Raw genomic sequence first — 24,002 nt, 5'->3', positions numbered from 1 at the left:
ACGAGTGGCAGGACTGCGCAACAGGGTAGGATTCCTGCCATGAAGACCATCGCCTGCGTCGTCCAGCCCGGTTTCGCGCCTTTCGAGTTCGGTCTTGCCTGTGAGGCGTTCGGGCTCGACCGGTCGGATGACGGCATCCCGAACTTCGAGTTCCGCGTCGTGGCGCCCGATCCGGGCGCCGTGCCGAGCAACCTGAGCTTCTCGATCAACGTCGACGACGACCTCACTTTCGCCGACCAGGCGGACCTCGTGGTCGTCACTCCCATTCCCCGCGAGCAGTGGGCCCACGTCGACGAGCGGGTCGCCGCCGTCGTGCGGCGCGCGGTCGAACGCGGCGCATGGGTGTTGACCGTGTGCAGCGGCTCGTTCGTCGTCGCTGCCGCCGGTGTGCTGAACGGTCGCCGGGCGACCACGCACTGGAGGTACGCCGACACCATGGCCGAGATGTATCCCGAGATCGACGTCGACCCGAACGTGCTCTACGTGCAGGACGGCCGCATCATCACCAGCGCCGGCACGGCCGCCGGCCTCGACGCGTGTCTGCACCTGCTGCGCATCGAGCTCGGCGCCGAGATGGCTAATACCATCGCGCGTCGCATGGTCGTTCCTCCCCAGCGCGACGGAGGTCAGGCGCAGTTCATCGCGAAGCCGCTACCCGAGTCGACCTCGCTGTCGCTGACGCCGGTCACCGATTGGATGCTGCAGAACCTCACGCTCGAGCTGTCGGTCGACCAGCTCGCCGCCCGCGCCCATATGTCGCCGCGCACCTTCGCCCGACGCTTCAAAGCCGATTACGGCACGACGCCGGCCGCGTGGCTGGGTCGTCAGCGCATCATCCACGCCCAGCGCCTGCTCGAGCAGACCGACCTCGGCCTCGACGCCATCGCCGCGGACTGCGGGTTCGGTTCGGCCGCGGTGCTCCGTCAGAACTTCGCGCGCACGCTGGGGCTCACCCCCACCGCGTACCGTGCGCGGTTCACCTGCGTTGATGGGGATGCCGCCGCGATGGCGTCCTGAGCCGGGCGATCCGCGCCGTCTATGCCAAGCGGATCGTGCGCGCCAGCTCGTCGATGACGGGATCGAGGGCCTCGGCGAGGGGCATGTCGGAGCTTGCCGTCATCACGACGATGTCGCGGTCAACGGTGCGCCACACCCAGTTGGTGGCGCGGACGATCGTGTCGGCCTCGGTGCGCACCCACCGGGTGGACTTGACTCCCGCCCCGAGATGCTCGGAGTCGAACGGCACGACCTCGGGGTCGCGGACGGGCGGGCCCTGGTTCTGGTGTGTGAGATCGGTCAGCGCGACATCATCACGATGCGGCATGTCGTAGACGTCGACGATCGCGTGCGGGGCGGTGATGTTCGGCAGGTGCACGAACCGGATCGTTCCCGACCGGTTGCTCCGCACGGCGCCCACGAGATACGCCCGCAGCCAGTCGACGAGTTCAGCCTGTGCGGCCTTGCGTCCCTCGCCGCCGAACGCGCGCGCGACGGCATCCGCCCACTGCTCTTCATCGGCGAACGATTCCCACGGGAACACGTTCGGCACGTACACCCAGCGGTCCAGGTCGTAGTCCATGTCGATGGCCATGAGGTTCCTCTCAGTCCCAGCGGAGCGTCTGCAGTAGCAGGTCGCCGAGCTCTGCGAGGGCGTCGACGATCGGCGCGAGCTCCGGGTCGGCCTTGCCGCTGATTGTGCAGACGGCCAGCAGTCTTCGCTCGTCGCCGGGGATCGACCACTCGAAGCGCAGGCGCATCAGCGGTGCCATCTCGTCGGTGCTCGCGGGCGCATCGAATTTCTCGGTCGCGCGGACGGCCTCGCCCGCGGAGGTGGCCACGGTATCTCTGACCTCGGATGCCGAGGGCTCCGCATCGTCAGATGCCACCGGTACGGGGCCGGTGCTGATCGCGATGGCCAGCGACACGGGCGCGCGCCAGGGCACTCCCATCGGCACGACAAGGTCGAGCACCCCAGCGTCTCGGGCGCTGCGAGCGGAGGCGACCAGCTGCGCGGCCGTTCGGTCGATCTGCGGGCCGTAGCTGTCGCGCGGCAGGTCGCGGTAGTGCCGCCGGACGAGCTCGGTGATCTCGTCGTCTGTGGAGTGCGCGACCGGGATGAGCAGGAAGCCCGGCGGCAGCACGAGCCGGTAGCGCGGAGGCGCAATCTCGTTCACGGTGTCCTTTACTGTCCCGGCGCGCGGTTCCGCGCCCAGTCCCAGGGTCGGCGTGGAGCGCGACGCACGATCTCTTTCGGCGGCACCACCGTACCGTCCTCGTCGATGTACTCCCGCCACGATCGCGGTACGAGGCGCACCGCGCTCAGCAGCATGCGCGCGACGGTGATGATGATCAGCGTCAGTTGAATCATCATCAACACGTCGAGTCCCAAGAAGTTGAGCCTGCCCGCGTGCGCTTCGGCGGCTCCGGCGGCTCCCATGATGAAGATCGTTGTCGAGAACGACAAGACCAACACTGTCGTGAGGGTGCCGCGGGAGGTCGCGCGTGGACCCCGCAGGGGGAGAGGGAGAGAGCCGACGGCGAGCACGAGTAGCAGGAGCGTCTGAGGATAGACGGCCCACCAGGGCGGCATAAAGGCGGGGAACCCCTCGGGCAGGTGACCGTCCTTCGGAATCGCTCCGGTCACGAGCTCGCCGATGAGCAGCCCGATGGTCGGCAGCGCGCCGAAAGCGATCCATACCAAAAGGGCGAGAAAGAGCCCGTCGCCGAAGCGTGCTTCCAGAGCGACGCGGCGTTCGAGTGTCACGGGGCGGAGGCGGAGCGCCAGTCCGCTCCCATCGGCGCCTCGAAAAGCCCGGGAACGAATCCGTAGGCCTCGCTCAGACCTGTGGTGATCACCCCCGCGGGTGTCTGCACTCCCATGCTGTTCTCGATGGCGTGCACGGCCTCGTTTCCGTGGTTGATGATCAGTCCGGCCATGTTGTACGTGTCGATGGCCGATCCGATCTTTCCCGTGGTCGAGACGACCCCCTTGAGGACGTCGACGCCGCTGTTCACAATGCTGTCGATCGGGCCGCCGGCGCCGAGCCGAGCCTGTGAAGCGATCTGGTCGAACTCGGAGATGATGATGCTGTCCGACTCGCGGATGCCCTTGATGGCGTCGTCACCCCAGTGCGTCACCACCTGCGCCAGGTTCGGGCGCGCAGACAGCACGCTCGCGCTCTCGTCGGCGACCATGCGCATCGGCTGGCGAAGCGAGCCCACCAAGCCACGGTCGAGCAGATTGCCGACAACTTGGCGGGCGCCGTTGCCCCACACCAGACCGGGGCTGCGCACGGCGAGAGTCGCCGCTCGCCCGCCACGCAACGCCACCGTCCCGAGTTTGATGCCCGAGAGCGCCGCGGTGCCCAGACCGAAGGTCAGCACGCCGATGGCATCCAGCGCGAAGTCGAACCACGAGCCGTCGCCGGACGATGCCAGCAGGAAGCTCAGCCCCATCGAGACGATCGCAAGACCCAGGGCGATGGGCGCGAGCACGGGGAAGAAGATCGACAGCACGCCCACGATGGCCGTGATAACGGTGAGGATGTCCTTGACGACCTTCAGCCACTCGGCATTCTCGTTCACCCAGTCGAGGACGTTGTCCCACCACGAATCGTTGAGGTCGTCGCTCGAGACCGCCTGCGAGATGGCCGACGCTGCGGTGTCGCCGGCACGCTGCACCCGATCCACCGCGGCGTCGTACAGGGCCTGCGCCTGCGACAGATCACCCGTGGCCGTCGTGCTCATCGACGAGTAGCGGCGTGCGGCATCCGTCGCTTCGGCGAGTTCGTTGGGATCGACGGTCTGCTGCGTCGCTTCGCGGGCTTCGGACAGGTTGCGCTGCGCGTAGGTCTGCCGACGCTGGGCGTCATCGTGCGCGGAGATGGCCGCCGCCGCCTGCTGCTGTGCCTGCTCGAGCTCGTCGGCGAAGGTCGACAGCGCGGAGCCTGCGACCTCGTAGCGTTCGCGGATGCGGGAGAGGTAGGTCTTCGTGTCGCCGATGGTGCCGGCCAGTGCCTCCACGGCGTCGCTCTTCTCCTGCTGCGACGCGTCGATGACGGCCTGGAGCATGTTGACAGCGTCTGACACCGCGCGGGCGGTGGAGCTGTAGCGCGAGGCGTGCCCACGGATGCCGGCGACGTCGCCGCCGATCGGTGCCATGGTCATGTCAGTTACCCCCGTCGGTGAGCTTGTCTGCGAGCTGCCCGTCGACGCCCTCGAAAGCGTCGGCCGCGCCGTCGGCACGCTTCTGCAGCTGGTCCACGCGATCCGCGAGGTCCTTGCGGCGTCGATCCCACCCCGAAGCGAAATCGCCCACGGCGGAGGCGAGCCCCGCGTGCGGGATCATCCCCGACAGGTCATTCGCGTCGCCGTCGGCGGCGGTGAGGGTGCCATGGACGGTCGCGAGTTGGTCCGCGAGACTCCGGAGGTTCTCCGTATTGACGACGAGATCGGCCACGACGCCACTTTAGGCGGACCGTGAAGGCGTCGCGATGGGGAGTGCTCCCCATCCCCACCGGCCTTGCCCGACTCATCACGTTTTGATAAACTTGAGTCCAGATGGCTCAAGTTTGAGTCTCGCAGATTTCAAGGAGAAGCAATGAACGCACAACCCCAGCCGGGTCAGGAAGAACAGCAGAGTGCCCTCGAGCAGTTCGGCATCAACCTCACCGACCGTGCTCGTCAGGGCAAGCTCGACCCGGTGATCGGTCGCGACAGCGAGATCCGCCGCGTCAGTCAGGTGCTCACCCGCCGCACGAAGAACAACCCCGTCCTCATCGGCGAGCCCGGCGTCGGCAAGACGGCCGTCGTCGAGGGGCTCGCCCAGCGCATCGTCGCGGGCGACGTGGCCGAGTCGCTGAAAGACAAGGAGCTCGTCTCTCTCGATATCTCCGCCCTCGTGGCCGGAGCGATGTACCGCGGTCAGTTCGAAGAGCGCCTCAAGAGCGTGCTCAAGGAGATCACCGAATCGGACGGTCGCGTCATCACCTTCATCGACGAGCTGCATGTGCTGATGGGCGCGGGTGGTGGTGAGGGGTCGGTCGCGGCATCCAACATGCTCAAGCCCATGCTCGCGCGCGGCGAGCTGCGCTTGATCGGAGCGACGACGCTCGACGAGTACCGCGAGTTCATCGAGAAGGATGCCGCCCTCGAACGCCGCTTCCAGCAGGTGTACGTCGGCGAGCCGAGCGTGGAGGACACCATCGCTATCCTCCGCGGGCTGAAGGAGCGTTACGAGGCGCACCACAAGGTCGCTATCGCCGACGGAGCCCTGGTGGCTGCGGCATCCCTGTCGAACCGTTACATCCCGAGCCGCCAGCTGCCCGACAAGGCGATCGACCTGATCGATGAGGCGGCGTCGCGGCTGCGCATGGAGATCGACTCGGCGCCGCTCGAGATCGACGAGCTGCGCCGCCACGTCGACCGGCTCAAGCTCGAAGAGCTGGCCCTCAAACGCGAGAAGGATGCCGCGTCGAAGGAGCGTCTCGCGGCTCTGCGCGAGACGCTGACGATCGAGCAGGCACGACTCGACGACCTACAGGCGCGATGGGAGCGCGAGCGCGCCTCGCTGAACGCGGTGGGCGAGCTGAAGAAGCGCTTGGATCAGGCCCGCGTCGAGGCGGAGCGCGCGCAGCGCGAGGGCAACCTCGAGAAGGCGTCGCGGCTCTACTACGCCGAAATCCCGGCGCTGGAGCGCCAGGTCGCTCAGGCGGAGCACGCCGAGGCGGCGGAAGGTGGCGAGCGGATGGTCGGCGACCAGGTGACCGATGTGGACATCGCCGCCGTGATCGCCGCGTGGACCGGCATCCCCGTCGGGCGCCTGCTGCAGGGTGAGAGCGAGAAGCTCGTGCATCTCGAGGCGGAACTCGGCAAGCGGCTCATCGGACAGAAGGATGCCGTCAAGGCGGTGTCCGATGCCGTGCGCCGTTCGCGGGCGGGCATCAGCGACCCGAACCGGCCCACCGGTTCTTTCCTGTTCCTCGGGCCCACGGGTGTCGGTAAGACCGAGCTGGCCAAGGCGCTCGCCGAGTTCCTCTTCGATGACGAGCGCGCGATGGTGCGCATCGACATGAGCGAGTACGGCGAGAAGCACTCCGTCGCGCGCCTCGTCGGCGCCCCTCCGGGCTACATCGGTTACGAGCAGGGCGGTCAGTTGACCGAGGCGGTGCGCCGTCGCCCCTACTCCGTCGTTCTGCTCGACGAGGTCGAGAAGGCGCATCCCGAGGTTTTCGACATCCTGCTGCAGGTGCTCGACGACGGGCGCCTCACCGACGGTCAGGGCCGCACGGTCGATTTCACGAACACGATTCTGATCCTGACCTCGAACCTGGGTTCGCCGATCCTCATCGACCCGACGCTCACCGTCTCGCAGAAGCGCGAGCAGGTGATGGCGCTCGTACGCGCATCGTTCCGTCCTGAGTTCCTCAACCGGCTCGACGACATCGTGATGTTCCAGGCGCTCAGCCAGGACGATCTGGCTCAGATCGTCGAGCTGTCGGTCGACGCGCTGCAGCGGCGCCTGCATGACCGTCGCCTCACGCTGGCCGTCACGCCCGACGCGCGGGCCTGGCTCGCCGAGCGCGGCTACGACCCGATCTTCGGTGCGCGGCCCCTTCGTCGGCTCATCCAGTCGGAGATCCAGGACCGCCTCGCGATGGCTCTGCTCTCCGGCGGGGTGCACGACGGCGATCTCGTCCGCGTCGACGTCGCGGCCGACGGCTCGAGCCTCGTGCTCACGAGCGCCGGCGCCGCGCCTGACGAAAGCGTGTCCGCCGCGGCATCCCCCGATGATGATGACGACGTGATCGAGGCCGAGCTGGTCGACGAGTAGCACCCGCGACGCCGGCCCTTCCCTGCAACGAGAAACCGCCTCCCGCCCGAGACACCACCCCGTTTCGGGCGGGAGGCGGTGTTTCGTGGGGAGGCGGCTCGGCGCGGGCGACGCGCCGGTCAGGCGTTCGCGATGAGCGACTCCGCGATGGGACGGCGCACGCGCGGGGCGAGCTCGCGCTCGCGCAGCGCCTCGGGCGCCGACTCGATGTCACCGAGGGCGCCGACGGCCATCACCGTGACGGCGACGAGGTCTTCGCCGAAGCCGAAGGCCTGGGCGATCGCGTCGCGGTCGAAGCCGCCCATCTGGTGGGTGTGCAGGCCCGAGGCGTGCGCCTGAACGGTGAAGTGTGCGGCGGCCTGACCGGTGTCGTACGCGGCCCAGGGGAGCGGCTTACCGTCGACGGAAGCCGACGAGGCGAACACGACGAGGGCGGCGGCATCCGCGGCCCACGACTGGTTGAAACCCATCAGCGAGGCGAGGATCTGGGCGTGTGCCTCGGTTCCGCGACGCGCGACGACGAAGCGCCACGGCTGCGTGTTGCTGGCGGACGGCGCCCACCGGGCGGCCTCGAGCGCGCTGGCCAGCGCGGCCTCGTCGATCGCAGCAGCGGGGTCGAAGATGCGGGTGCTCCAACGCTCGGCGAGAACGTCGAGGATCGGCGCTTCGGTGGCGGCGGGTTGTACGGCGATGGTGCTCATGGCTCGGCTCCTGAACGGACGAAGGTGACTCTGGCGGGTGGGACAGCGTCGGCCCGGTAGATTCAACGGTATGCACCGAGGTTCTGTTCCCGCCGAGAATCCGGCCACCTTGTCATCCGCAGAAGGTGGGCAGAACTTCACCCCGGATGCCGCTCACGATGTTCCGCGACAGCAATAGCGTGACGGCATGAGCATCTCGACGGCGGATCTGTATGACGAGCGCGGCGACGCGCTCGATTCTCTCTCGCTCCAGTTCCAGGACATCGGCGGCCGTGTCGCCTTCGACGGCCCCGTCCGCACGATCCGTTGCCATCGCGACAATGCACTGGTCAAAGAGGTGCTCGCCACTGCCGGCGGAGGAGCCGTGCTCGTGATCGACGGCGGCGGCTCGCTCGAGTCGGCGCTGGTGGGCGACCTCATCGCGGCATCCGCCGGCGACAACGGCTGGGCCGGCCTCATCGTGCACGGGGCGATTCGCGACCGCGACGCCATCGGCCGGCTCGACCTCGGCGTCAAGGCGCTGGGCTCCAACCCGCGCAAGAGTGCCAAGCAGGGCGTCGGCGAGCTCGACGTCGCCGTGGAGATCGGCGGCGTCGTCTTCCGGCCCGGCGCACATGTGTGGGCGGATGCCGACGGCATCCTGGTCGAGCACTGACGAGGGCGCTGAATCGTGCGCTGCCCCGAGGCTCTTGCGCACGCGCCGCGGCGGGTCGAAGCTGAGGGGATCATCGTCCGACGGGAGTACCCATGGTCGCCTTCACCGATTCGTTCTCGGGTTTCTCCGTCGATGATCTCGATGCCGCAGAGACCTTTTACGGCGGTGCGCTCGGGCTGCAGGTCGTGCGAAACGACATGAGCATCCTGGAGATCTCGTTGCCCGGCGGTTCCCGAGTCATCGCCTACCCCAAGGCGGATCATGAGCCCGCCGTGTTCACCATCCTCAACTTCGTCGTCGACGACATCGACGCGGCCGTCGACGCGCTCAACGCGGCGGGTGTCGTCACGAAGATCTACGAAGACCCCGACTACGGGACGGATGCCCGCGGCATCTCCCGTGGGCGCGGGCCCGACATCGCCTGGTTCCGCGACCCGGCCGGCAACGTCCTCTCGGTGATCGTCGCGCGCTGACGCCGCGCTTCGCTGACCTCGTCGCGCGGGCGCGGCTGGCAGACTGATCCCCGACGCGGGGTGTGCCCGTCGATGAGAGGGTGAACGGTGCCGCTGATCTTCCTGCTGGGCTTCGTCGTGATCGGCCTGTGGTCGGTCGTCGCGCACCGCTTCGAGCGCACCGGCGTGGCGGGCCCGGCCGTCTTGGCCGCGGCGGGCGCGGGGCTCGTGTTCATCGATGTCTCGGGGTTCGCGGGGGCCGTCGGCAGCGAATCCGCCGAGCACGTCGTCGAGCTGATCCTCGCGGTGCTGCTGTTCGTCGACGCTTGCGAAGTGCGCGGCGGGGTGTTCGGAGGCGAAGGGCGCTCGGTCGCCCGGCTCGTGCTCATCGCGTTGCCGCTGTCGCTGGTGGCTGTCGTGGTCACCGGCGAGATGCTCATGCCCAGCCTCAGCATCTTCGTGCTCCTGGTCGTCGCGTGCGTGATCATGCCCACCGACTTCGCGCCCGCGGCGACGCTGTTGCGCTCGCGGCACATACCCGCCCGCGTGCGCCAGATCCTCAACGTCGAGAGCGGCTACAACGACGGTCTCATCTCGCCCATCTTCGGGATGGCGCTGGCGGCGGCGATCGCGTGGCCTACCATTCTCGCCGCCGTCGACTCCGACAAGCTGTCAGCCGAGAACGAGGCCCAACTCGAAGAGAAGCTCGGTGAATTCTTCGATGCCTTCTTCGGTGCCGTGCCCGCGACCCTGTTCGCCATCGCCGTCGGCGCGGTCATCGGCGGGATCTTCGGGCTCTGCGTGCGGTGGGCCTCTCGTCGCGGCTGGGCCGATGCCTCCGGCATCCGTTACGTCATGCTGTTGGTGCCGGTCATCACCTTCAGCGTCGCGACGCTGTCGGCGGTCGCCGCGAACGGCTTCGTCGCCGCATTCGTCGCGGGCATCGTCTATCGCATCGCCCGCACCCGGCGCACCGATGAGCGGACCATCCCGCACGAGGAGATCATCCTCGTGGACGAGGCGGGAACCCTCGCCGCCAACATCGTCTGGTTCGTGCTCGGTGCGATGACGACGGTCGTCATCCTCGACGGTTTCGATGGGCGCCTGCTCGTGCTCGTCGCGCTGGCCCTGACCGTTTTCCGCATCGTGCCCGTGTATCTGGCGATGCTCGGCTCGTCGGTGTCGTGGAGTTCCCGCACGCTGGTCGCCATCGTCGGCCCGCGCGGCACCGCGACGATCGTCTTCGGCCTGCTCGCGTTCAATAAACTCCCCGACAGCGAGGCGTACCCCGTGCTGGCCATCACGGTGTTCACCGTGGTCGGCAGCATCCTGCTGCACGGCGTCATCGTTCCCCAGGTCGTGAAGCGGCGGATGCCGGTGCTCGCGCCGTCTGCGCAGGCACCGGCATCCGCCGATCGCTGATCCCTCGCTCAGCCGGCCAGAGCTTCCGAGAGCTTCACACGAGCACCCATCCGCAGCAGCGAGTTCTGGTAGATCTTCGCGCCCACCCAGATCGCGGCGGCGCAGGTCACCAGCATGATCACGAGAGACAGGATCGGCTCCCACCACTGCGCGTCGCCGAGGAAGATGCGCACCGGCATGCCGACGGGGGCGGAGAACGGCACGTACGACATGATCGTCATGACCAGCGGGTTGTCGTTGAAGAAGATGACCAGGAAGTACGGGGCCATCACCAGCATCGTGAGCGGTGTGGTGGTCGAGCCGATGTCCTCCATGCGGGAGACCATCGCGGCGGCCGCGGCGAACAGAGCGGCCAGCAGGATGAAACCGAACAGGAAGAACACGGCGAACCAGGCGATCGGAGCTCCCAGGCCGGCCAGCAGGCTGCTCTGACCGGTCGCCGTGAAGCCGATGATCGCGATCGCCGCGAGCCCGACGACCTGTCCCATCGCCAGGATCGTGTTGCCGATCACCTTGCCGGCGAGCAGCGCTCGGACCGGCACGGCCGAGATCAGCAGTTCGACCACCCGCGTCTGCTTCTCTTCCACGACCGATTGGGCGATCGTCGACCCGAACGTGAGCGCCGCCATGAAGAAGATGATGCCGAAGCCGAAGGCGACCAGGTATCGCAGGCCCGGGTTCGTGGCGGACGGATCCAACAACTCCACCTGCGGCGTCAGGCTCAGCGTCTGCAGCAGTGACGTGGGCGCGGAATCCTTGGCGAGCACCGTGTACTCGAACGGCGCGTCGCCGCCGGGGATCAGTGCCGCATCGACGGTGCCATCGGCGACGAGCGCCCGCGCCGCATCGGCGTCCGCGACTTCGGTGGGCTTGATCGTCGGGACGTCGGCGACGGACTGCGCCGTCTCGGCGGTCACCGCGACCGGCGTACGGCTGTCGGACTGCGCCGAGAAGCCGCCCCACAGCACGCCCGCGAGCGCGATGAGGAAGAGGATGCCGGTCGAGATGAGGTACGCCTTGCTGCGGAGCTTCGAGCCCACCTCGCGCTCGGCGACGAGCCAGGTGCTCTGGGCGAAGGACGGGGCGCTGACGTTCACTGGATGACCTCCTTGAAGATCTGGGCGAGAGAAGGCTGTTGCGGGGTGAAGCTCGCGACACCGCCGGCGGCGACTGCGCGCTGCAGCACTCGCTGCGCGGTGTCGTCGCTGTCGACGTCGAAGAGGGCGTAGCCGCCGTCGAACGAGAGCACCTCGATGCCGGGCTCGTCACGCAGCCACCCCAGGTCGCCGGCCGAGACCAGCTCGTAGCGGTGCTGGGCGTGTTCGGCGCGGAGCGCCTCACGGGTGCCGGCGGCGCGGATCGTACCGCCGGCGATGATGACCAGGTCGTCGCAGAGGCGCTCGACCACATCGAGCTGGTGCGACGAGAACAGCACAGCCGCGCCGTGGGCGGCGCGCGTCTGCAGCACGCCCGCGACCACGTCGACCGCGAGCGGGTCCAGTCCCGAGAAGGGCTCGTCGAGGATCAGCACCTGCGGGTCGTGCACGAGAGCGGCCGCGATCTGGGCCCGTTGCTGGTTGCCCAGAGACAGGGTCTCGACGTTGTCGCGCAGCCGTTCGCCCAGGCCGAGTTCCACCAGCAGCGCCTCCGCGCGGGTGGTCGCATCGGACTTGTCGAAGCCGTGCAGGCGGGCGAGATAGACGATGTGCTCCAGCACCCGCATCTTGGGGTAGAGGCCGCGTTCTTCGGGCATGTATCCGAAGAGGCGTCGGTCGGCCGCGGTGACCGGAGTGCCGTCGACCGTGACCTCGCCGCCGTCTCGCGCGAGCACGCCCAGGATGATGCGCATGGTGGTCGTCTTGCCGGCTCCGTTGCCGCCGACGAACCCGGTCAGCCGGCCGGAGCCGACCTGGAAGCCCACACCGTCGAGCACGCGGGTGGTCCCGTAGTTCTTGGTGATGCCGGTCAGTTCGAGCATGTTCTCCTCCTCACGTGGCGACGCCGGGAGCATGTTCGATCCCGAGGCGGTGCCGTCGCTTCCACGCTAGAGAGAGCGGATGCCGCCGACCTCCCCCGCGCGACGGGGATCGGGAGTGCAAGGCGGTCGTGGTGGCACGCGGCATCCCCCGCACGAGGGAGGCGCCACGTCGCGAGAATCGCGGCGCACTCGGCGAATTACCAGCTTCCGGTAACGTCGCGTCCACCATTCGCACAGGTGATCTCTCATAAACTCTGACCCGTGACGAGCGCTCCTGAGGTGAACCGCGCCCTCGGCGCCCGTGTTTCCGACCGTGCGCGAGAGTGGTGGCCGCGCGCGCTCCATTTCGCGTTCACGCGCCGTGGCCTGCTGATCGGCTTCGCCGTCGTGCACTCGCTCTTCTTCCTCGCCCTGCTGAAGATCATGATCTTCGGCGGCACCGAGGGTGACCTTCCGCTGTACCGCCTCTGGGCGGAGCAGGCGGCGCACGGCCACTGGCCCGTGATCGACATGCCGTGGGTCTACCCGGCGGGCGCGCTCGCGCCGATCATGGCGGCCATCGTCGCCGGCCCGTGGAACTACCAGCTCGTCTGGTTGCTGATGATGGTCGGGGCGAACTTCTTCGCTGTCATGGCGCTCACCGACAACCTGCGCAACCGCAAGGGCTACACGGCCGCCTGGTACTGGCTGGCGATCCAGATCCTGCTCGCGCCGGTCTCCATGCTCCGTCTCGAGGGCTTCGCCGCGCCGCTGGCCATCGCCGGTCTCGTCTGGCTGGTGCGTCGTCCGACCATCGCCGGTGCGCTCATCGCCGCGGCAACGTGGATCAAGGTCGCCCCGGCCGCTCTCGCTGCCGCTGCCGTCGTGGTGTCTTCGCTGCGCATGCGCATCATCGCGGGTGGTCTCGCGATCAGCGCCGCCATCGCGGGTATCGTCATCGCGCTCGGCGGTGGCTCCTACCTCTTCAGCTTCGCCACCATCCAGGGAGATCGCGCCCTGCAGCTGGAGGCACCGGTCGCGACACCGTGGGTGTGGGCGACGGTCCTCGGCATGCCCGGCGCTCAGATCCACCAGAACTACGTACTCGCCACTCGCGAGGTCGCCGGCCCCGGCGCCACGGCAGCGGGTGTCCTCGTCGGCTACGCGATGCCGGTCGCGTTCGCGGTGATCGTCTTTCTGCTGTGGCGCGCGCGTCGTCGTGCGCTCCAGGCTGGTCCGCTCTCGCTCATCGGCGAGCAGCACCTTATCCTTCGCGGTGCGTTCGCACTGACGTCCGCGCTGATCGTCTTCAACAAGGTCGGCTCGCCCCAGTACATGCTCTGGCTCGCGCCCGTCGTCGCCGCTGGTCTGTTCATCGACCGCAAGGCATGGACGCAGGTGGCCATCTGGCTGGCCGTCACGTGCTTCTTGACGACGCTCGTCTTCCCGGTGCTCTACCTGCCGCTGATCGACGCGCACCCCTTCGCCGCGGGTGTGCTGCTCGCGCGCAACGTGCTGCTGGTCGGTCTGTTCGGGTGGAGCTTGGTCGCTCTGTGGCGCCCCGACGCCACCCTCGCAGCCCTGCGCGAGCGCATCGCGCTCGGCACGGCGACCGGCTCGGTTCCCGTCGCCGTCCGCGGCTGACACGACTCGAGAGACGACCGGAGCGCGGCTCGCGCCGCAGGTCAGGTGAGGCCGTGACGGTGCGCGTAGACGACCGCGGCGACGCGGTCGCGGGCGCCGAGCTTCTGCAGGACGTTCGACACGTGGGTCTTCACGGTCGCTTCGCCGATGTAGAGCGCTGAGGCGATCTCGGCATTGCTGTGCGCCTCGGCCAGCAGGCGCAGAACCTCCGTCTCACGCTCGGTGAGCTCGACGGGCAGCGGCGCGCGCGGTGCGGCGAGGCGTGTCGGCTCGCCGCCGACAGCCTCGGTGCCGGATGCTGCGGCGTGCGGATCGGGTGTCGACGACGCGAACTTCGCGATCACACGGCGGGTGACGGCGGGTGCCAGCAGCGCCTCGCCGGCGGCCGCCACGCGCACAGCGGTGATCAGTTCCTCCGGTCCGGCGTTCTTGAGGAGGAATCCGCTCGCGCCGGCGTGGAGCGCCTGAAACAGATAGTCGTCGCGGTCGAAGGTCGTGACGATCACGACGACGGCATCGGTCGACGGGTCGGCGACGATACGGCGAGTGGCTTCGAGGCCGTCCATATCGGGCATCTGCACGTCCATACAGATCACGTCGGGGTGCAACGCGGATGCCGCGGTCATCGCCTCCGCGCCCGTGCTCGCCTCTCCGACGACGGTGATATCGGTCTGTGCCTCGAGGATCATGCGGAATCCCGCCCGCATGACGGCATGGTCGTCGACCAGCAGGACCCGCACGGGATCGTTCACGATGTCGCTCCGCTCGAGTGCGGTGCCGGCACGCGCACCCGCACGAGGAAGCCGCCGCGTCCGCGAGGGCCGGCTTCGAGTGATCCGCCCGATGCCGCAGCGCGTTCGCGCATGCCGACGATGCCCAGCCCCGCGCGTCCGGCGACATGCTCGCGACCGCTGTTGGCGACCTCGAGTTCGACGAAGCCGTCGTCGAAGCGCAGACGGACATCCGCCGCGGCATCCGGCCCGCCGTGCCGTCGGGCATTGGTGAGCGCTTCTTGGGCGATGCGGTAGAGGTTCACCTGCACGAGTTCAGGAAGTTCGACGGGCTCACCGACGACGGAGAACGTGGTCGGCAGGCCGTTGTCGTTGGCGTGGGCGATGAGTTCGGGAAGCGAGTCCACGCGCACGGTCGAGGCGGCCGGGGTGTCGGCGTCGGGCGTGCGGAGAGTTTCGAGCAGCTGACGCAGCTCGGTCAGGGCTTCGCGCGCCGACGACTCGACGGTGACCAACGCGGCGCGGGCCGCGGTCGGATCGGCGTCGAGCACCGTGCGAGCCGCCCCCGCCTGCACGCCCATCGCCGACACGTGGTGAGCCACGACGTCGTGCAGTTCGCGAGCGATGCGCACGCGATCGAGCGCCACGGCTTGCGCCGCGGTCAGCTCCCGCTCGCGCTCGAGTTCGAATGTGCGCTCCTGGAGCACGGCGCGCGAACGAGCGTCCGCCCAGGCCTTCTCGCCGAAGAAGTACGCCCCGCCGAAGAAAGCCGCGTTCACCAAGAACTGGATGATCATCCACGCGGCGAACGGCGAGAACAGGCCCGCCCGGGAGGGGCCAGCGCCGTCGGGATCGATCGCCGCCTGGAAGGTCACCACGAGCAACCAGATGAACATGCCGGCGATGACGGCGAGACGAACGATCGTCGCGCGCCGCCGGTCGGGCACCCACGCGCCCACGGTGTACATCGCGATGAAGATCGCCACGTTGCTGACGTAGACCTCGGGGATACGCGCCGACACGCCGACGAAGAAGGTGAGCGCGACCACGATGAGCGTCAGCTCGGGATACCGGCGGCGCAGCGCGAGGGGCAGCGTCAGAGCTGCGACGTAGACGAGCGCCCACCCGAACGCGGGGGTGTTCTCTCCATAGAAGCCGGCGACCTTACCGAGCCAGGCGCTGATGATGGCGCTGAGCAGCAGGCCCACCGCGAGCCAGGCATCGCCGCGCCGCTGCTCGGCGGTCATCGGGCGCTCGAGATCGGTCGTCCTCATCCCTCTACGCTAGGGCGAGCGTGTGGCCGCGGCATCCCCCGTGCGGCGGAGCGCAGGGGTCTCGACGCCGAGGCCGCCAGCGTGCATGCTCTGGGTATGACGAGCATCTTCGTGAACATCCCGACCACCGACCTCGAACGCAGCATGGCGTTTTACCGCGCGCTCGGCTGCGACATCAACCCGAACTTCACCGACGAGAACGCGGCGTGCGTCGTCTGGTCGGACGAGATCTTCTTCATGGTGCTCACGCGGGAGTTCTTCGCGACGTTCACCCAGAAGCCGGTGGGGGAGCCGAAGGAGTGGGCCCAGGCATCCCTGTCGTTCTCCCGCGATTCCCGAGCCGATGTCGACGAGATCGTCGAGGCCGGTCTCGCGGCGGGCGGCACCGAGCCCGGTCCCGCGCAGGACTACGGCTTCATGTACAGCCGCGACCTCGACGATCCCGACGGCAACAGCCTCGGCTTCCTCTACATGGACCCCACCGCGGCCGAGCAGGGCCCGCCTGCGGAGTGAACGGGCACCCTCCCTGCCGTTGAGCGAGCGCAGGAGTCCCCGATCGTTGAGCGCGCGCAGCGAGTCGAAACGCCGTCACCAGATCATGGGTCGATCGTCGTCGTCCGGACCGTCGAGGTCGAGGTCGACGACCACCGGAACGTGGTCGCTGGGGATCTCGCCCTTGCGCTCGTCGCGATGGATGGATGCCGCGGTCACCGCGTCGGCGAAGGCGTGCGAGCCGAGGATGAAGTCGATGCGCAGGCCTTCGTTGCGGGGAAAGCGCAACTGCTTGTAGTCCCAGTAGGTGTACCCCGTGGGAACGAGCGGACGCACCGTGTCGCTCAGGCCCGCGTCGAGCAGCGCCTGGAACGCCGCGCGCTCGGGCGGGGACACATGAGTGGTCGCGCCTTCGACCACGGTGGGGTCGCCGTTGTCGGCATCCGTGGGGGCGATGTTGAAGTCGCCGGTGAGCGCGAGCGCTCGGTCGGGGTCGGCAGCGAGCGTGTCGGCGGTGTATCCGCGAAGGGCCTCGAGCCAGTCGAGCTTGTAGCGGTAGTGCGGGTCGTCGAGCCCACGGCCGTTGGGTACGTACAGACTCCACACCTCCACCCCGCCGATCGTCGCGCCAAGCGCACGGGCCTCCAGCGGTGCTCCCGGGCCGTCGTGTCCCTTCGCGAATCCGGGCATGTTCGGGAAGCCGATCTGCACGTTCTCCAGCGGATCGCGGCTGGCGATCGCGACGCCGTTCCACTGGTTGAGCCCGTGGGCTTCGACCGTGTACCCGGCATCCTCGAACGCTTCGTACGGGAACTGCTCCGGCTTGCACTTGATCTCCTGCATCGCCAGCACGTCGATGCCCTCGCGGACGGCGAAGTCGACCGTACGGACGACGCGGGCGCGGATCGAGTTGACGTTCCAGGTGGCGATGCGCATGGCATCCAGCGTATTGGCCCGCGCCGACGTCTTCGCGCGGGTGCGGCTCTCCCGCTCGCCGCTCGCCGCTCGCCGCAGCGTTCGCCGCTGGGCGATCCGGGCGGCCGTCGCGGCCCGGTGGTGGCGTCGCGCTGTTCCGTATTCAGTCTCCGTGGCCGCGGCATCCCGCGTCGACCCCGTCTTGGCGCGGCGCGTCGCCCGCCCGGGTGGCAACCAGACTGAATACGGAACGCCGACGCGCTCGCGCCCGGGTCACATCGCCCGGAGGATGTCCTCCACCCGCTGCTTGGCGTCACCGAAGAGCATCTGCGTGTTGTCGCGGAAGAACAGCGGGTTCTGCACGCCGGCGTAGCCCGAGGCCATCGACCGCTTGAACACGATGACGCTCCGCGCCTCCCACACGTGCAGCACCGGCATGCCGGCGATGGGCGAGCCCGGGTCCTCCGCCGCGGCCGGGTTGACGGTGTCGTTCGCCCCGATCACGAGCACGACGTCGGTGTCGGCGAAGTCGTCGTTGATCTCATCGAGCTCCAGCACGATGTCGTACGGCACTTTGGCCTCGGCCAGGAGCACGTTCATGTGGCCCGGCAGGCGCCCGGCGACGGGGTGGATGCCGAAGCGCACCTCGACGCCCCTTTCGCGCAGCCGCTTCGTGAGGTCGGCGACGGGGTACTGTGCCTGCGCGACCGCCATGCCGTAGCCGGGGGTGATGATGACCGACCGGGCGTCGCGGAGGAGTTCGGCGACGGCCGCGGCATCCGTCTCGTGGTGCTCGCCCTCCTCGGCGTCGGTGCTGCGGGGAGCCTCGATGCCGAACCCGCCGGCGATCACCGAGAGGAACGACCGGTTCATCGCCTTGCACATGATGTACGACAGGTAGGCGCCCGAGGAGCCCACGAGGGCGCCCGTGACGATGAGCAGGTCGTTGTTCAGCAGGAAGCCGGCGGCGGCCGCGGCCCAGCCGGAGTAGCTGTTGAGCATCGAGACGACGACCGGCATGTCACCGCCGCCGATGGAGGCGACGAGGTGCCAGCCGAGTGCGAGGGCCAGTACCGTCACGGCGATGAGCAGCCAGATCGACGGCGTCACCACGTACCAGGCGGTGAGCGCAACGAACAGCACCAGGGCACCGATGTTGAGGGCGTTCTTGCCGGGCAGCATGAGGGGCTTCGACGACATCCGCCCCGACAGCTTCAGGAAGGCCACGATCGACCCGGTGAAGGTGACGGCGCCGATGAAGACGCCGATGAACACCTCGCCGTGATGGATGCCGACCAGTTCGGGGGTGATCCCCTCGGCGTAGAGGTGGCCGTTCCAGCCGACGAGCACGGCGGCGAGGCCCACAAAGGAGTGCAGCAGCGCGATGAGCTCGGGCATGCCGGTCATCTCGACGACGCGCGCCCGCCACAGCCCGATCGCCCCACCGACGAGGACGGCGGCGACGAGCAGCACGGTGCCCAGTGTCGCCGTGACGCCATCGGGCACGAGCGAGCCGTTGGCGAGCACGAGCAGGAAGGTCGCGACGAGCGCGATCGCCATCCCCGCGATGCCGTAGACGATCCCGCGGCGCGCGGTTTCCTGCTTGCTGAGGCCCGCGAGCGCGAGGATGAACAGCAGGGCGGCGACGATGTAGGCGGCGGTGGCGATCGCCTCGGCGAGCCCGAGCAGCGGCGAGCGCGTGGCGATGAGGATCTGGTCGGCGGCGATCACTTGTCGTTGCCCTTCTGGAACATGGCGAGCATGCGACGGGTCACCGCGAAGCCCCCGAAGATGTTGATGGATGCCAGCAGCACCGCGACCCCGGCGAGGATCTGCACCACGGGGTTCGGCACGACGATCTGGCTCATCGCGCCGACGACGATGATGCCGCTGATCGCGTTGGTGACGCTCATCAGCGGCGTGTGCAGGGCGTGGGCGACCTTGCCGATGACGTAGAAGCCGATGACCACCGACAGGGTCAGCACGAGGAAGTGCTGCGGCAGCGGCGCGGGCGCCACGGCGCACACGACGAACAGCGCGGCGATGCCGGCGACGATCAGGGCTGCCTTGGCGCTCGCCGACATGCCCTTCTTGGGAGCAGGGGCGGATGCCGCGGCATCCGTGTTCGGTGTCGTCGGTGCGGCCGACACCTGCACGGGTGGTGGCGGCCAGGTCACGGCGCCGTCGCGGGTGACCGTCACCGCGCGCTGGACGACGTCGCCGTCGTCGATCGTGAGGGTGCCGTCTTTGCCGGGGGTGAGGAGGGTGAGCAGGTTGAGCAGGTTGGTGCCGTACAACTGCGACGCCTGCTGAGGGAGCCGACCGGCGAGGTCGGTGTAGCCGAGGATGACGACGCCGTTCGCGGTGACGACACGCTCGCCCGCGACGGAGCCCTCGACGTTTCCTCCGTGGCCGGCGGCCATGTCGACGATGACGCTGCCGGGCTTCATCGCTGCCACGTCGGCGGCGGTGAGCAGGCGCGGGGCGGCGCGCCCCGGAATGAGCGCGGTCGTGATGACGATGTCGACGTCGGCGGCCTGGTCGCTGTAGAGCTTCGCGGCCGCGGCGTCGTAGGCGGCGCTGGTGGCCTTTGCGTAGCCGTCGGCCGAGACTTCCTTCTGCTCGTCGGGCACGACCACCTCGAGGTAGGCACCGCCGATCGAGGCGACCTGGTCGGCCACCTCGGGGCGCGGGTCGGTGGCGCGGACGATCGCGCCGAGGCTCGACGCGGCCCCGATCGCGGCGAGGCCCGCGACGCCGGCTCCTGCGACGAGAACCTTCGCGGGTGGCACCTTGCCGGCGGCGGTGACCTGTCCGGTGAAGAAGCGACCGAACTCGTTCGCCGCCTCGACGACGGCGCGATAGCCCGCGATGTTGGCCATCGAGCTGAGCACGTCCATCGACTGCGCGCGCGAGATGCGCGGGACCGCGTCCATGGCGAGAGCGGTGACGCCGCGAGCGGCGAGGGCGGCGAGGAGGTCGGGGCTGAGCGCGGGGCTCAGGATGCCGATGAGTGTCGCGCCCGGGTGGAGGAGCGCGATCTCGGCATCCGTCGGAGCTGCGACCGACAGCACGACGTCGGTGGCCCATGCCTCGTCGCGCGTGGCGATGGTGGCGCCGGCGGCGGTGTACGCGGCATCCGGGAACGACGACGCGGCCCCCGCGCCGGTCTCGACGACCACGTCGTAGCCGAGGGCGCCGATCTTGCCGACGGTGGTGGGGGAGGCGGCAACGCGGGTCTCGCCGGGACGTTCGCGGACGATGCCGATACGGGCCATGGTGCTCCTTCGATCGCGTCCGGCCGCGATGCCCGGGCGCACCCGTGCACCGCGCCGGGTGACGCTCCCGACTCTAGGGCGCTCGCGGGGCGGCGGGGCCGCCGATCTCGCGGAAATAATCCCGGTTCTTCGATCCGTAGACTCGTGTGCATGACCGCCGCCTCCACGCCCGAGCTCGAGTCCGAGCGCCGCGCCCTCATCGACCTGATCGCTGCCGACGCCGTCTTCCACGGCGACTTCACGCTCTCCAGCGGCAAGAAGGCGACCTACTACGTCGATATGCGCAAGCTCACGCTCGACCATCGCGCGGCCCCCGCGATCGGCCGACTCGTGCTCGACGCGGTGCGCGACCTGCGCGTGGATGCCGTGGGCGGCCTGACCCTGGGCGCCGACCCGATCGCGAACGCCGTCATGCACGCGTCGGTCGCCGCGGGCACGCCCGTGGACGCGTTCGTCGTGCGCAAGGAGCCGAAGGACCACGGCCGCGGTCGCCAGATCGAGGGAGCCGAGGTGGCCGGAAAGCGCGTCGTGATCGTCGAAGACACCTCGACCACCGGCGGCTCGCCCCTGAAGGCGGCCGAGGTCGCCGCGGCGGCCGGCGCCGAGATCGTGGCCGTCGTGACGGTCGTCGATCGCAAGACCGGTGCCCAGGCGGCGGTCGAGGCGGCCGGCTACGAGTGGCGCTCGCTCATCGACCTCGACGACCTGGGCCTGCAGGCGCAGTAACCGCAGCGGCGGCCGGTACGCAGCAGATGATCTCGCCGTGCAGCAGCGAGATCCAGCCGTCGTCGTCTGCGGCCCACTCCCGCCAAAATCGGACATCGCCACGACGGCAGACCTCCACGAGATCAGCGACGCTTCCCGCCCCACCATGCGCGGTCGGCGGGGGTCGCGTAGCACCAGGTGCTCGAGGTGGCCTGCACGTCGCGGAGGCCTGCCGCGTGTGCCCACGACAACAGACGTCTTCCGGCATCCGGTTCTCCTCCGTTGGCGCGGGCGGCCGCGTAATAGACGCTGAGCCAGTGGTCGAGTGCGGGCAGTTGCGGCCACCAGCAGAACCCCGCGTAGTCGCTGTCGCGCACCGCGACGATGCCGCCGGGCTTCGTGACCCGCGCCATTTCGCGCAGCGCCTGCACAGGAGAGTTCTCTGCCGGATCAGACCGTGCGGCATCGGGAGGGCAGCGGGACGCGGTGACGTCGGAGGATGTCTTCGCAAGACATCGCGAAATCTCTCGGTTGTAACCAGACAGTGCAAGCGGGCGAGCGCTGTCGAGTCCAAATTGCCAGCGATCCAACCGCCTCCCGGGTTCGCTAGTGCAACTCGGCGTGAACACCAGGGCATCGCTCGCGGGTGGCAAAGTTGAGGCGCTACAATCTCGTCATGTTTGACTCTGGATCTTGTCATGTGTGACTCTGCGAGCAACGATCGTCCCACGCTCAGACTTGTTCCAGTGTGGTTTGGTGGGGATCTCATGCCGGAGTCTTTCCCGATTTCCCCCGATCTTAGAAGACGTCTTCGTCTATGGAATCGCACATGGGAGAAGGATTTGAATCCTGTTTTTGAAATTCGGTGGCAGACAATCGAACAGGGGCGCCAATGGGCGCAAGAAGGCGACCTTCTCATCGCGGACCTGCAATCGCAACTCGACGGAGAGCTCGTAATTGTGCGAGGTTTTGACGCTTATGACCCCGATAGCCCCGATTATGAAGGTGTGACCTGAATTAGTCACCACCCGTCATAGCACGCCGATGCTTGAGATTGATTGCTGAGGAAGGATGTAATGATGACGTAGTTGCTCTTTGAAACAACGGTGTTTGCATAGTATGACGCGTATATGGCTGAACCCTTGTAGATGTTGAAGGGTGCCGAGAAGCAAATTTTCTGTTCAGCGTTATTGACCCATGGTGCTGGATCATAGTCCAAAGTGTCCTCGACGGCATGCGTCATGTATTCGTCCCATTTTTGAGGAGATTCATATCCCAGAGCTGCGCTCGCGGAGGCGCGCACTGTCTCCCAGCCATTCCAGAAGTTGGGGCTCGGATTTTGATGGCGCTGGCGGATGTGCTTGTAACCACTGGTTGCGTCCGTCCCGCAAAGAAGGTCAACGTCACCTCCGGACCATATTAGATTGCCATAGAAATCCTCCCTCGGCCACGTATCGACTGTCCAGACGACATGATCCGCGTTATTGAAAAAATCACACTGCAATATGTCGTTCGGATTGGTTGGGATGGAGTTGGGGCTCACTGTATGCTCGGTCGACGGCGACTCGGATATCCCTACGAGAACCGAATCTTCAAGCGACGGTCCGAACCGGACCTCCTCCCCAGTACCGTTAGAAGCCCCAACGGTCGACGCGCTACTCCCAGTGGCACCCGCACTTGGGTTTGATTCGCTCGCATATGCGTTACCAGGGAGTAAGAAGCTCACCACGGTAACGGCGAGAGTCGCGGTTGCCCCCACGCCTAGTCCGCGCCTCTTGTTCAAACGCTTCTGCCGGTCTCTTATGCTCATATCCGTATTCAAGGACGTTTTCAGCGAGTCGTCAAGTCATTTACCCGCAATCGTAGCTTTCTGGAGACATCCCGCCCATTCCGCAACAATCTCTCGCCGGTGGCTGACTCGCGACGTCGACAGAGTTACTGCGATTCTCTGTCGTCGGAGAGGTCGGATGGCCGGCCGCGCGGTGGCATGGGTCGGCCGCCGACGGTATGGCGCGATGCTCAGCTATGTGCCGCATGACCATTTCACAGCGCTATGAATTGTCACGTGGACATTTCCCAGTGGCCCTCAGCCCGCGCTGGCGGTCGGCGATACGCGGCAGATGATCTCGCCGTGCAGCAGCGAGATCCAGCCGTCGTCGTCTGCGGCCCACTCCCTCCACGCGTCGCTGATCTCGTGGAGGTCTGCCGTGGTGGCGATGCCCGATTGGATGAGTTGCGGGGCGATGGCGGAGGTCAGGATGCGGTCGGCCCACATCCCGCCCCACCAGGCGCGGTCTGCGGGGGTCGCGTAACACCATGTGCTCGAGGTGGCCTGCACGTCGCGGAGGCCCGCCGCGTGCGCCCACGACAACAGACGTCTTCCGGCATCCGGTTCTCCCCCGTTGGCGTGGGCGGCGGCGTAATAGACGCTGAGCCAGTGGTCGAGTGCGGGCAGTTGCGGCCACCAGCAGAACCCCGCATAGTCGCTGTCGCGCACGGCGACGATGCCGCCGGGCTTCGTGACCCGCGCCATTTCGCGCAGCGCCTGCACCGGGTCGCCCACATGCTGCAGAACCTGGTGGGCGTGCGTCACGTCGAACGTGTCGTCGTCGAAGGGGAGCGCGTGCACGTCGGCGCTGCGGAAGTCGATGTTCTGTGTACCGCACTGTGCGGCGGCGGCGCGCGTGAGGTCGAGCTCGACCTCGCCGACCTCGGTCGCGGTGACGTGGGCGACCCGCTCGGCGAGGTCGACCGTGATCGTTCCCGGCCCGGCTCCCACGTCGAGAAGCCGGTCGGTCGGGGTGAGCAGCGGCAGGAGGTAGGCGGCCGAGGTCTCTGCCGTGCGGGAGCGGTGCGAGCGCAGCACCGACTCATCGTGACCATGGGTATACGTCGCCATAAGATGACCTTTCACGCGAGAGTTGCTTTGACCCACTTTTGCGGA

At 68.0% G+C, this 24,002-nt stretch carries 24 protein-coding genes; 8 read left to right on the top strand and 16 right to left on the bottom strand.

What is annotated here, in order from left to right; genetic code table 11:
• Window positions 1-39: 39 nt before the first annotated feature.
• A complete protein-coding gene (locus tag ITJ43_RS09465) occupies window positions 40-1,017 on the top strand; it encodes a GlxA family transcriptional regulator (RefSeq protein ID WP_194583586.1) in 978 nt (325 codons plus the stop codon).
• Between the two features lie 19 nt (window positions 1,018-1,036).
• On the opposite strand, the gene ITJ43_RS09460 is transcribed toward ITJ43_RS09465, so the two are convergent.
• Genes ITJ43_RS09460 through ITJ43_RS09440 form a run of 5 tightly spaced genes read right to left on the bottom strand, consistent with a single transcriptional unit; the run spans window position 1,037 to window position 4,459 of the window.
• Entirely contained in the window at window positions 1,037-1,591 is a 555-nt protein-coding gene (locus ITJ43_RS09460; protein WP_194583585.1) for a hypothetical protein, read from the bottom strand.
• Window positions 1,592-1,601: 10 nt separating this feature from the next.
• Complete coding sequence (locus tag ITJ43_RS09455; protein WP_194583584.1) at window positions 1,602-2,174, bottom strand: hypothetical protein; 573 nt, start codon at window positions 2,172-2,174, stop codon at window positions 1,602-1,604.
• An 8-nt stretch (window positions 2,175-2,182) separates the two neighbouring features.
• Window positions 2,183-2,764, bottom strand: coding sequence for a hypothetical protein (locus ITJ43_RS09450; protein WP_194583583.1), 582 nt, complete (start codon window positions 2,762-2,764; stop codon window positions 2,183-2,185).
• Window positions 2,761-4,167: a hypothetical protein gene (locus ITJ43_RS09445; RefSeq protein ID WP_194583582.1), complete on the bottom strand. Its 1,407-nt coding sequence runs from the start codon at window positions 4,165-4,167 to the stop codon at window positions 2,761-2,763. Before ITJ43_RS09445 ends, ITJ43_RS09450 begins: the two co-directional genes overlap by 4 nt.
• Window position 4,168: 1 nt before the next feature.
• Window positions 4,169-4,459, bottom strand: a complete 291-nt coding sequence (locus tag ITJ43_RS09440; protein ID WP_194583581.1) for a type VII secretion target — start codon at window positions 4,457-4,459, stop codon at window positions 4,169-4,171.
• A gap of 141 nt (window positions 4,460-4,600) precedes the next feature.
• Between ITJ43_RS09440 and ITJ43_RS09435 the strand changes: the two genes are divergently transcribed.
• Window positions 4,601-6,832, top strand: coding sequence for an ATP-dependent Clp protease ATP-binding subunit (locus ITJ43_RS09435; RefSeq protein WP_194583580.1), 2,232 nt, complete (start codon window positions 4,601-4,603; stop codon window positions 6,830-6,832).
• Between the two features lie 119 nt (window positions 6,833-6,951).
• On the opposite strand, the gene ITJ43_RS09430 is transcribed toward ITJ43_RS09435, so the two are convergent.
• A complete protein-coding gene (locus ITJ43_RS09430) occupies window positions 6,952-7,533 on the bottom strand; it encodes a nitroreductase family protein (protein WP_194583579.1) in 582 nt (193 codons plus the stop codon).
• Window positions 7,534-7,720: 187 nt separating this feature from the next.
• Here ITJ43_RS09430 and rraA point away from each other — a divergent pair, with 187 nt between their 5' ends.
• The 3 genes from rraA (at window position 7,721) to ITJ43_RS09415 (ending at window position 10,062) form a co-directional block, all read left to right on the top strand.
• Window positions 7,721-8,188 carry a ribonuclease E activity regulator RraA gene (gene rraA / locus ITJ43_RS09425; RefSeq protein WP_194583578.1) on the top strand — a complete coding sequence of 156 codons (468 nt, stop codon included), beginning with the start codon at window positions 7,721-7,723 and terminating at the stop codon, window positions 8,186-8,188.
• Between the two features lie 92 nt (window positions 8,189-8,280).
• Window positions 8,281-8,661: a VOC family protein gene (locus ITJ43_RS09420; RefSeq protein WP_194583577.1), complete on the top strand. Its 381-nt coding sequence runs from the start codon at window positions 8,281-8,283 to the stop codon at window positions 8,659-8,661.
• Window positions 8,662-8,748: 87 nt separating this feature from the next.
• Window positions 8,749-10,062 carry a sodium:proton antiporter gene (locus ITJ43_RS09415; RefSeq protein WP_194583576.1) on the top strand — a complete coding sequence of 438 codons (1,314 nt, stop codon included), beginning with the start codon at window positions 8,749-8,751 and terminating at the stop codon, window positions 10,060-10,062.
• 8 nt (window positions 10,063-10,070) lie between these two features.
• On the opposite strand, the gene ITJ43_RS09410 is transcribed toward ITJ43_RS09415, so the two are convergent.
• Window positions 10,071-11,159, bottom strand: coding sequence for an ABC transporter permease (locus ITJ43_RS09410; RefSeq protein ID WP_194583575.1), 1,089 nt, complete (start codon window positions 11,157-11,159; stop codon window positions 10,071-10,073).
• Entirely contained in the window at window positions 11,156-12,040 is an 885-nt protein-coding gene (locus ITJ43_RS09405; RefSeq protein ID WP_194583574.1) for an ABC transporter ATP-binding protein, read from the bottom strand. The genes ITJ43_RS09410 and ITJ43_RS09405 overlap by 4 nt, the downstream gene beginning before the upstream one ends.
• A 261-nt stretch (window positions 12,041-12,301) precedes the next feature.
• Here ITJ43_RS09405 and ITJ43_RS09400 point away from each other — a divergent pair, with 261 nt between their 5' ends.
• Entirely contained in the window at window positions 12,302-13,663 is a 1,362-nt protein-coding gene (locus ITJ43_RS09400; RefSeq protein WP_228495628.1) for a hypothetical protein, read from the top strand.
• Between the two features lie 41 nt (window positions 13,664-13,704).
• Here the strand turns inward: ITJ43_RS09400 and ITJ43_RS09395 are convergent, their stop codons facing one another.
• Together ITJ43_RS09395 and ITJ43_RS09390 are read right to left on the bottom strand one after the other, a co-directional pair.
• Window positions 13,705-14,415, bottom strand: coding sequence for a response regulator (locus ITJ43_RS09395; RefSeq protein WP_194583573.1), 711 nt, complete (start codon window positions 14,413-14,415; stop codon window positions 13,705-13,707).
• A complete protein-coding gene (locus ITJ43_RS09390; protein ID WP_194583572.1) occupies window positions 14,412-15,668 on the bottom strand; it encodes a sensor histidine kinase in 1,257 nt (418 codons plus the stop codon). Before ITJ43_RS09390 ends, ITJ43_RS09395 begins: the two co-directional genes overlap by 4 nt.
• 96 nt (window positions 15,669-15,764) lie before the next feature.
• Here ITJ43_RS09390 and ITJ43_RS09385 point away from each other — a divergent pair, with 96 nt between their 5' ends.
• The gene (locus ITJ43_RS09385) at window positions 15,765-16,181 is read left to right on the top strand and encodes a VOC family protein (protein WP_194583571.1); all 417 of its coding nucleotides are present in this window, start codon (window positions 15,765-15,767) and stop codon (window positions 16,179-16,181) included.
• A gap of 75 nt (window positions 16,182-16,256) precedes the next feature.
• Here the strand turns inward: ITJ43_RS09385 and ITJ43_RS09380 are convergent, their stop codons facing one another.
• The 3 genes from ITJ43_RS09380 to ITJ43_RS09370 all read right to left on the bottom strand — a co-directional run bounded on the left by ITJ43_RS09380 (window position 16,257) and on the right by ITJ43_RS09370 (window position 20,353).
• Complete coding sequence (locus ITJ43_RS09380) at window positions 16,257-17,096, bottom strand: exodeoxyribonuclease III (RefSeq protein ID WP_194583570.1); 840 nt, start codon at window positions 17,094-17,096, stop codon at window positions 16,257-16,259.
• Between the two features lie 252 nt (window positions 17,097-17,348).
• Complete coding sequence (pntB, locus tag ITJ43_RS09375) at window positions 17,349-18,806, bottom strand: Re/Si-specific NAD(P)(+) transhydrogenase subunit beta (protein WP_416361069.1); 1,458 nt, start codon at window positions 18,804-18,806, stop codon at window positions 17,349-17,351.
• Complete coding sequence (locus tag ITJ43_RS09370; protein WP_194583569.1) at window positions 18,803-20,353, bottom strand: Re/Si-specific NAD(P)(+) transhydrogenase subunit alpha; 1,551 nt, start codon at window positions 20,351-20,353, stop codon at window positions 18,803-18,805. Before ITJ43_RS09370 ends, pntB begins: the two co-directional genes overlap by 4 nt.
• 150 nt (window positions 20,354-20,503) lie before the next feature.
• Between ITJ43_RS09370 and pyrE the strand changes: the two genes are divergently transcribed.
• Window positions 20,504-21,079: an orotate phosphoribosyltransferase gene (gene pyrE, locus ITJ43_RS09365; RefSeq protein ID WP_194583568.1), complete on the top strand. Its 576-nt coding sequence runs from the start codon at window positions 20,504-20,506 to the stop codon at window positions 21,077-21,079.
• Between the two features lie 122 nt (window positions 21,080-21,201).
• Here the strand turns inward: pyrE and ITJ43_RS09360 are convergent, their stop codons facing one another.
• From ITJ43_RS09360 to ITJ43_RS09350, 3 genes are all read right to left on the bottom strand, one after another.
• Window positions 21,202-21,489: a hypothetical protein gene (locus ITJ43_RS09360; protein ID WP_194583567.1), complete on the bottom strand. Its 288-nt coding sequence runs from the start codon at window positions 21,487-21,489 to the stop codon at window positions 21,202-21,204.
• A gap of 590 nt (window positions 21,490-22,079) precedes the next feature.
• A complete protein-coding gene (locus tag ITJ43_RS09355) occupies window positions 22,080-22,601 on the bottom strand; it encodes a hypothetical protein (protein WP_194583566.1) in 522 nt (173 codons plus the stop codon).
• A 543-nt stretch (window positions 22,602-23,144) separates the two neighbouring features.
• On the bottom strand, window positions 23,145-23,957 hold the full coding sequence (locus tag ITJ43_RS09350) for a class I SAM-dependent methyltransferase (protein ID WP_194583565.1): 813 nt from the start codon (window positions 23,955-23,957) through the stop codon (window positions 23,145-23,147).
• Window positions 23,958-24,002: the final 45 nt, after the last annotated feature.

Source organism: Microbacterium sp. VKM Ac-2870 (genome assembly GCF_015350795.1).
Taxonomy (GTDB): Bacteria; Actinomycetota; Actinomycetes; order Actinomycetales; family Microbacteriaceae; genus Microbacterium.
Note: the sequence above shows the minus strand (reverse complement) of the source record. Positions and strands in the feature narration are given on the sequence as shown.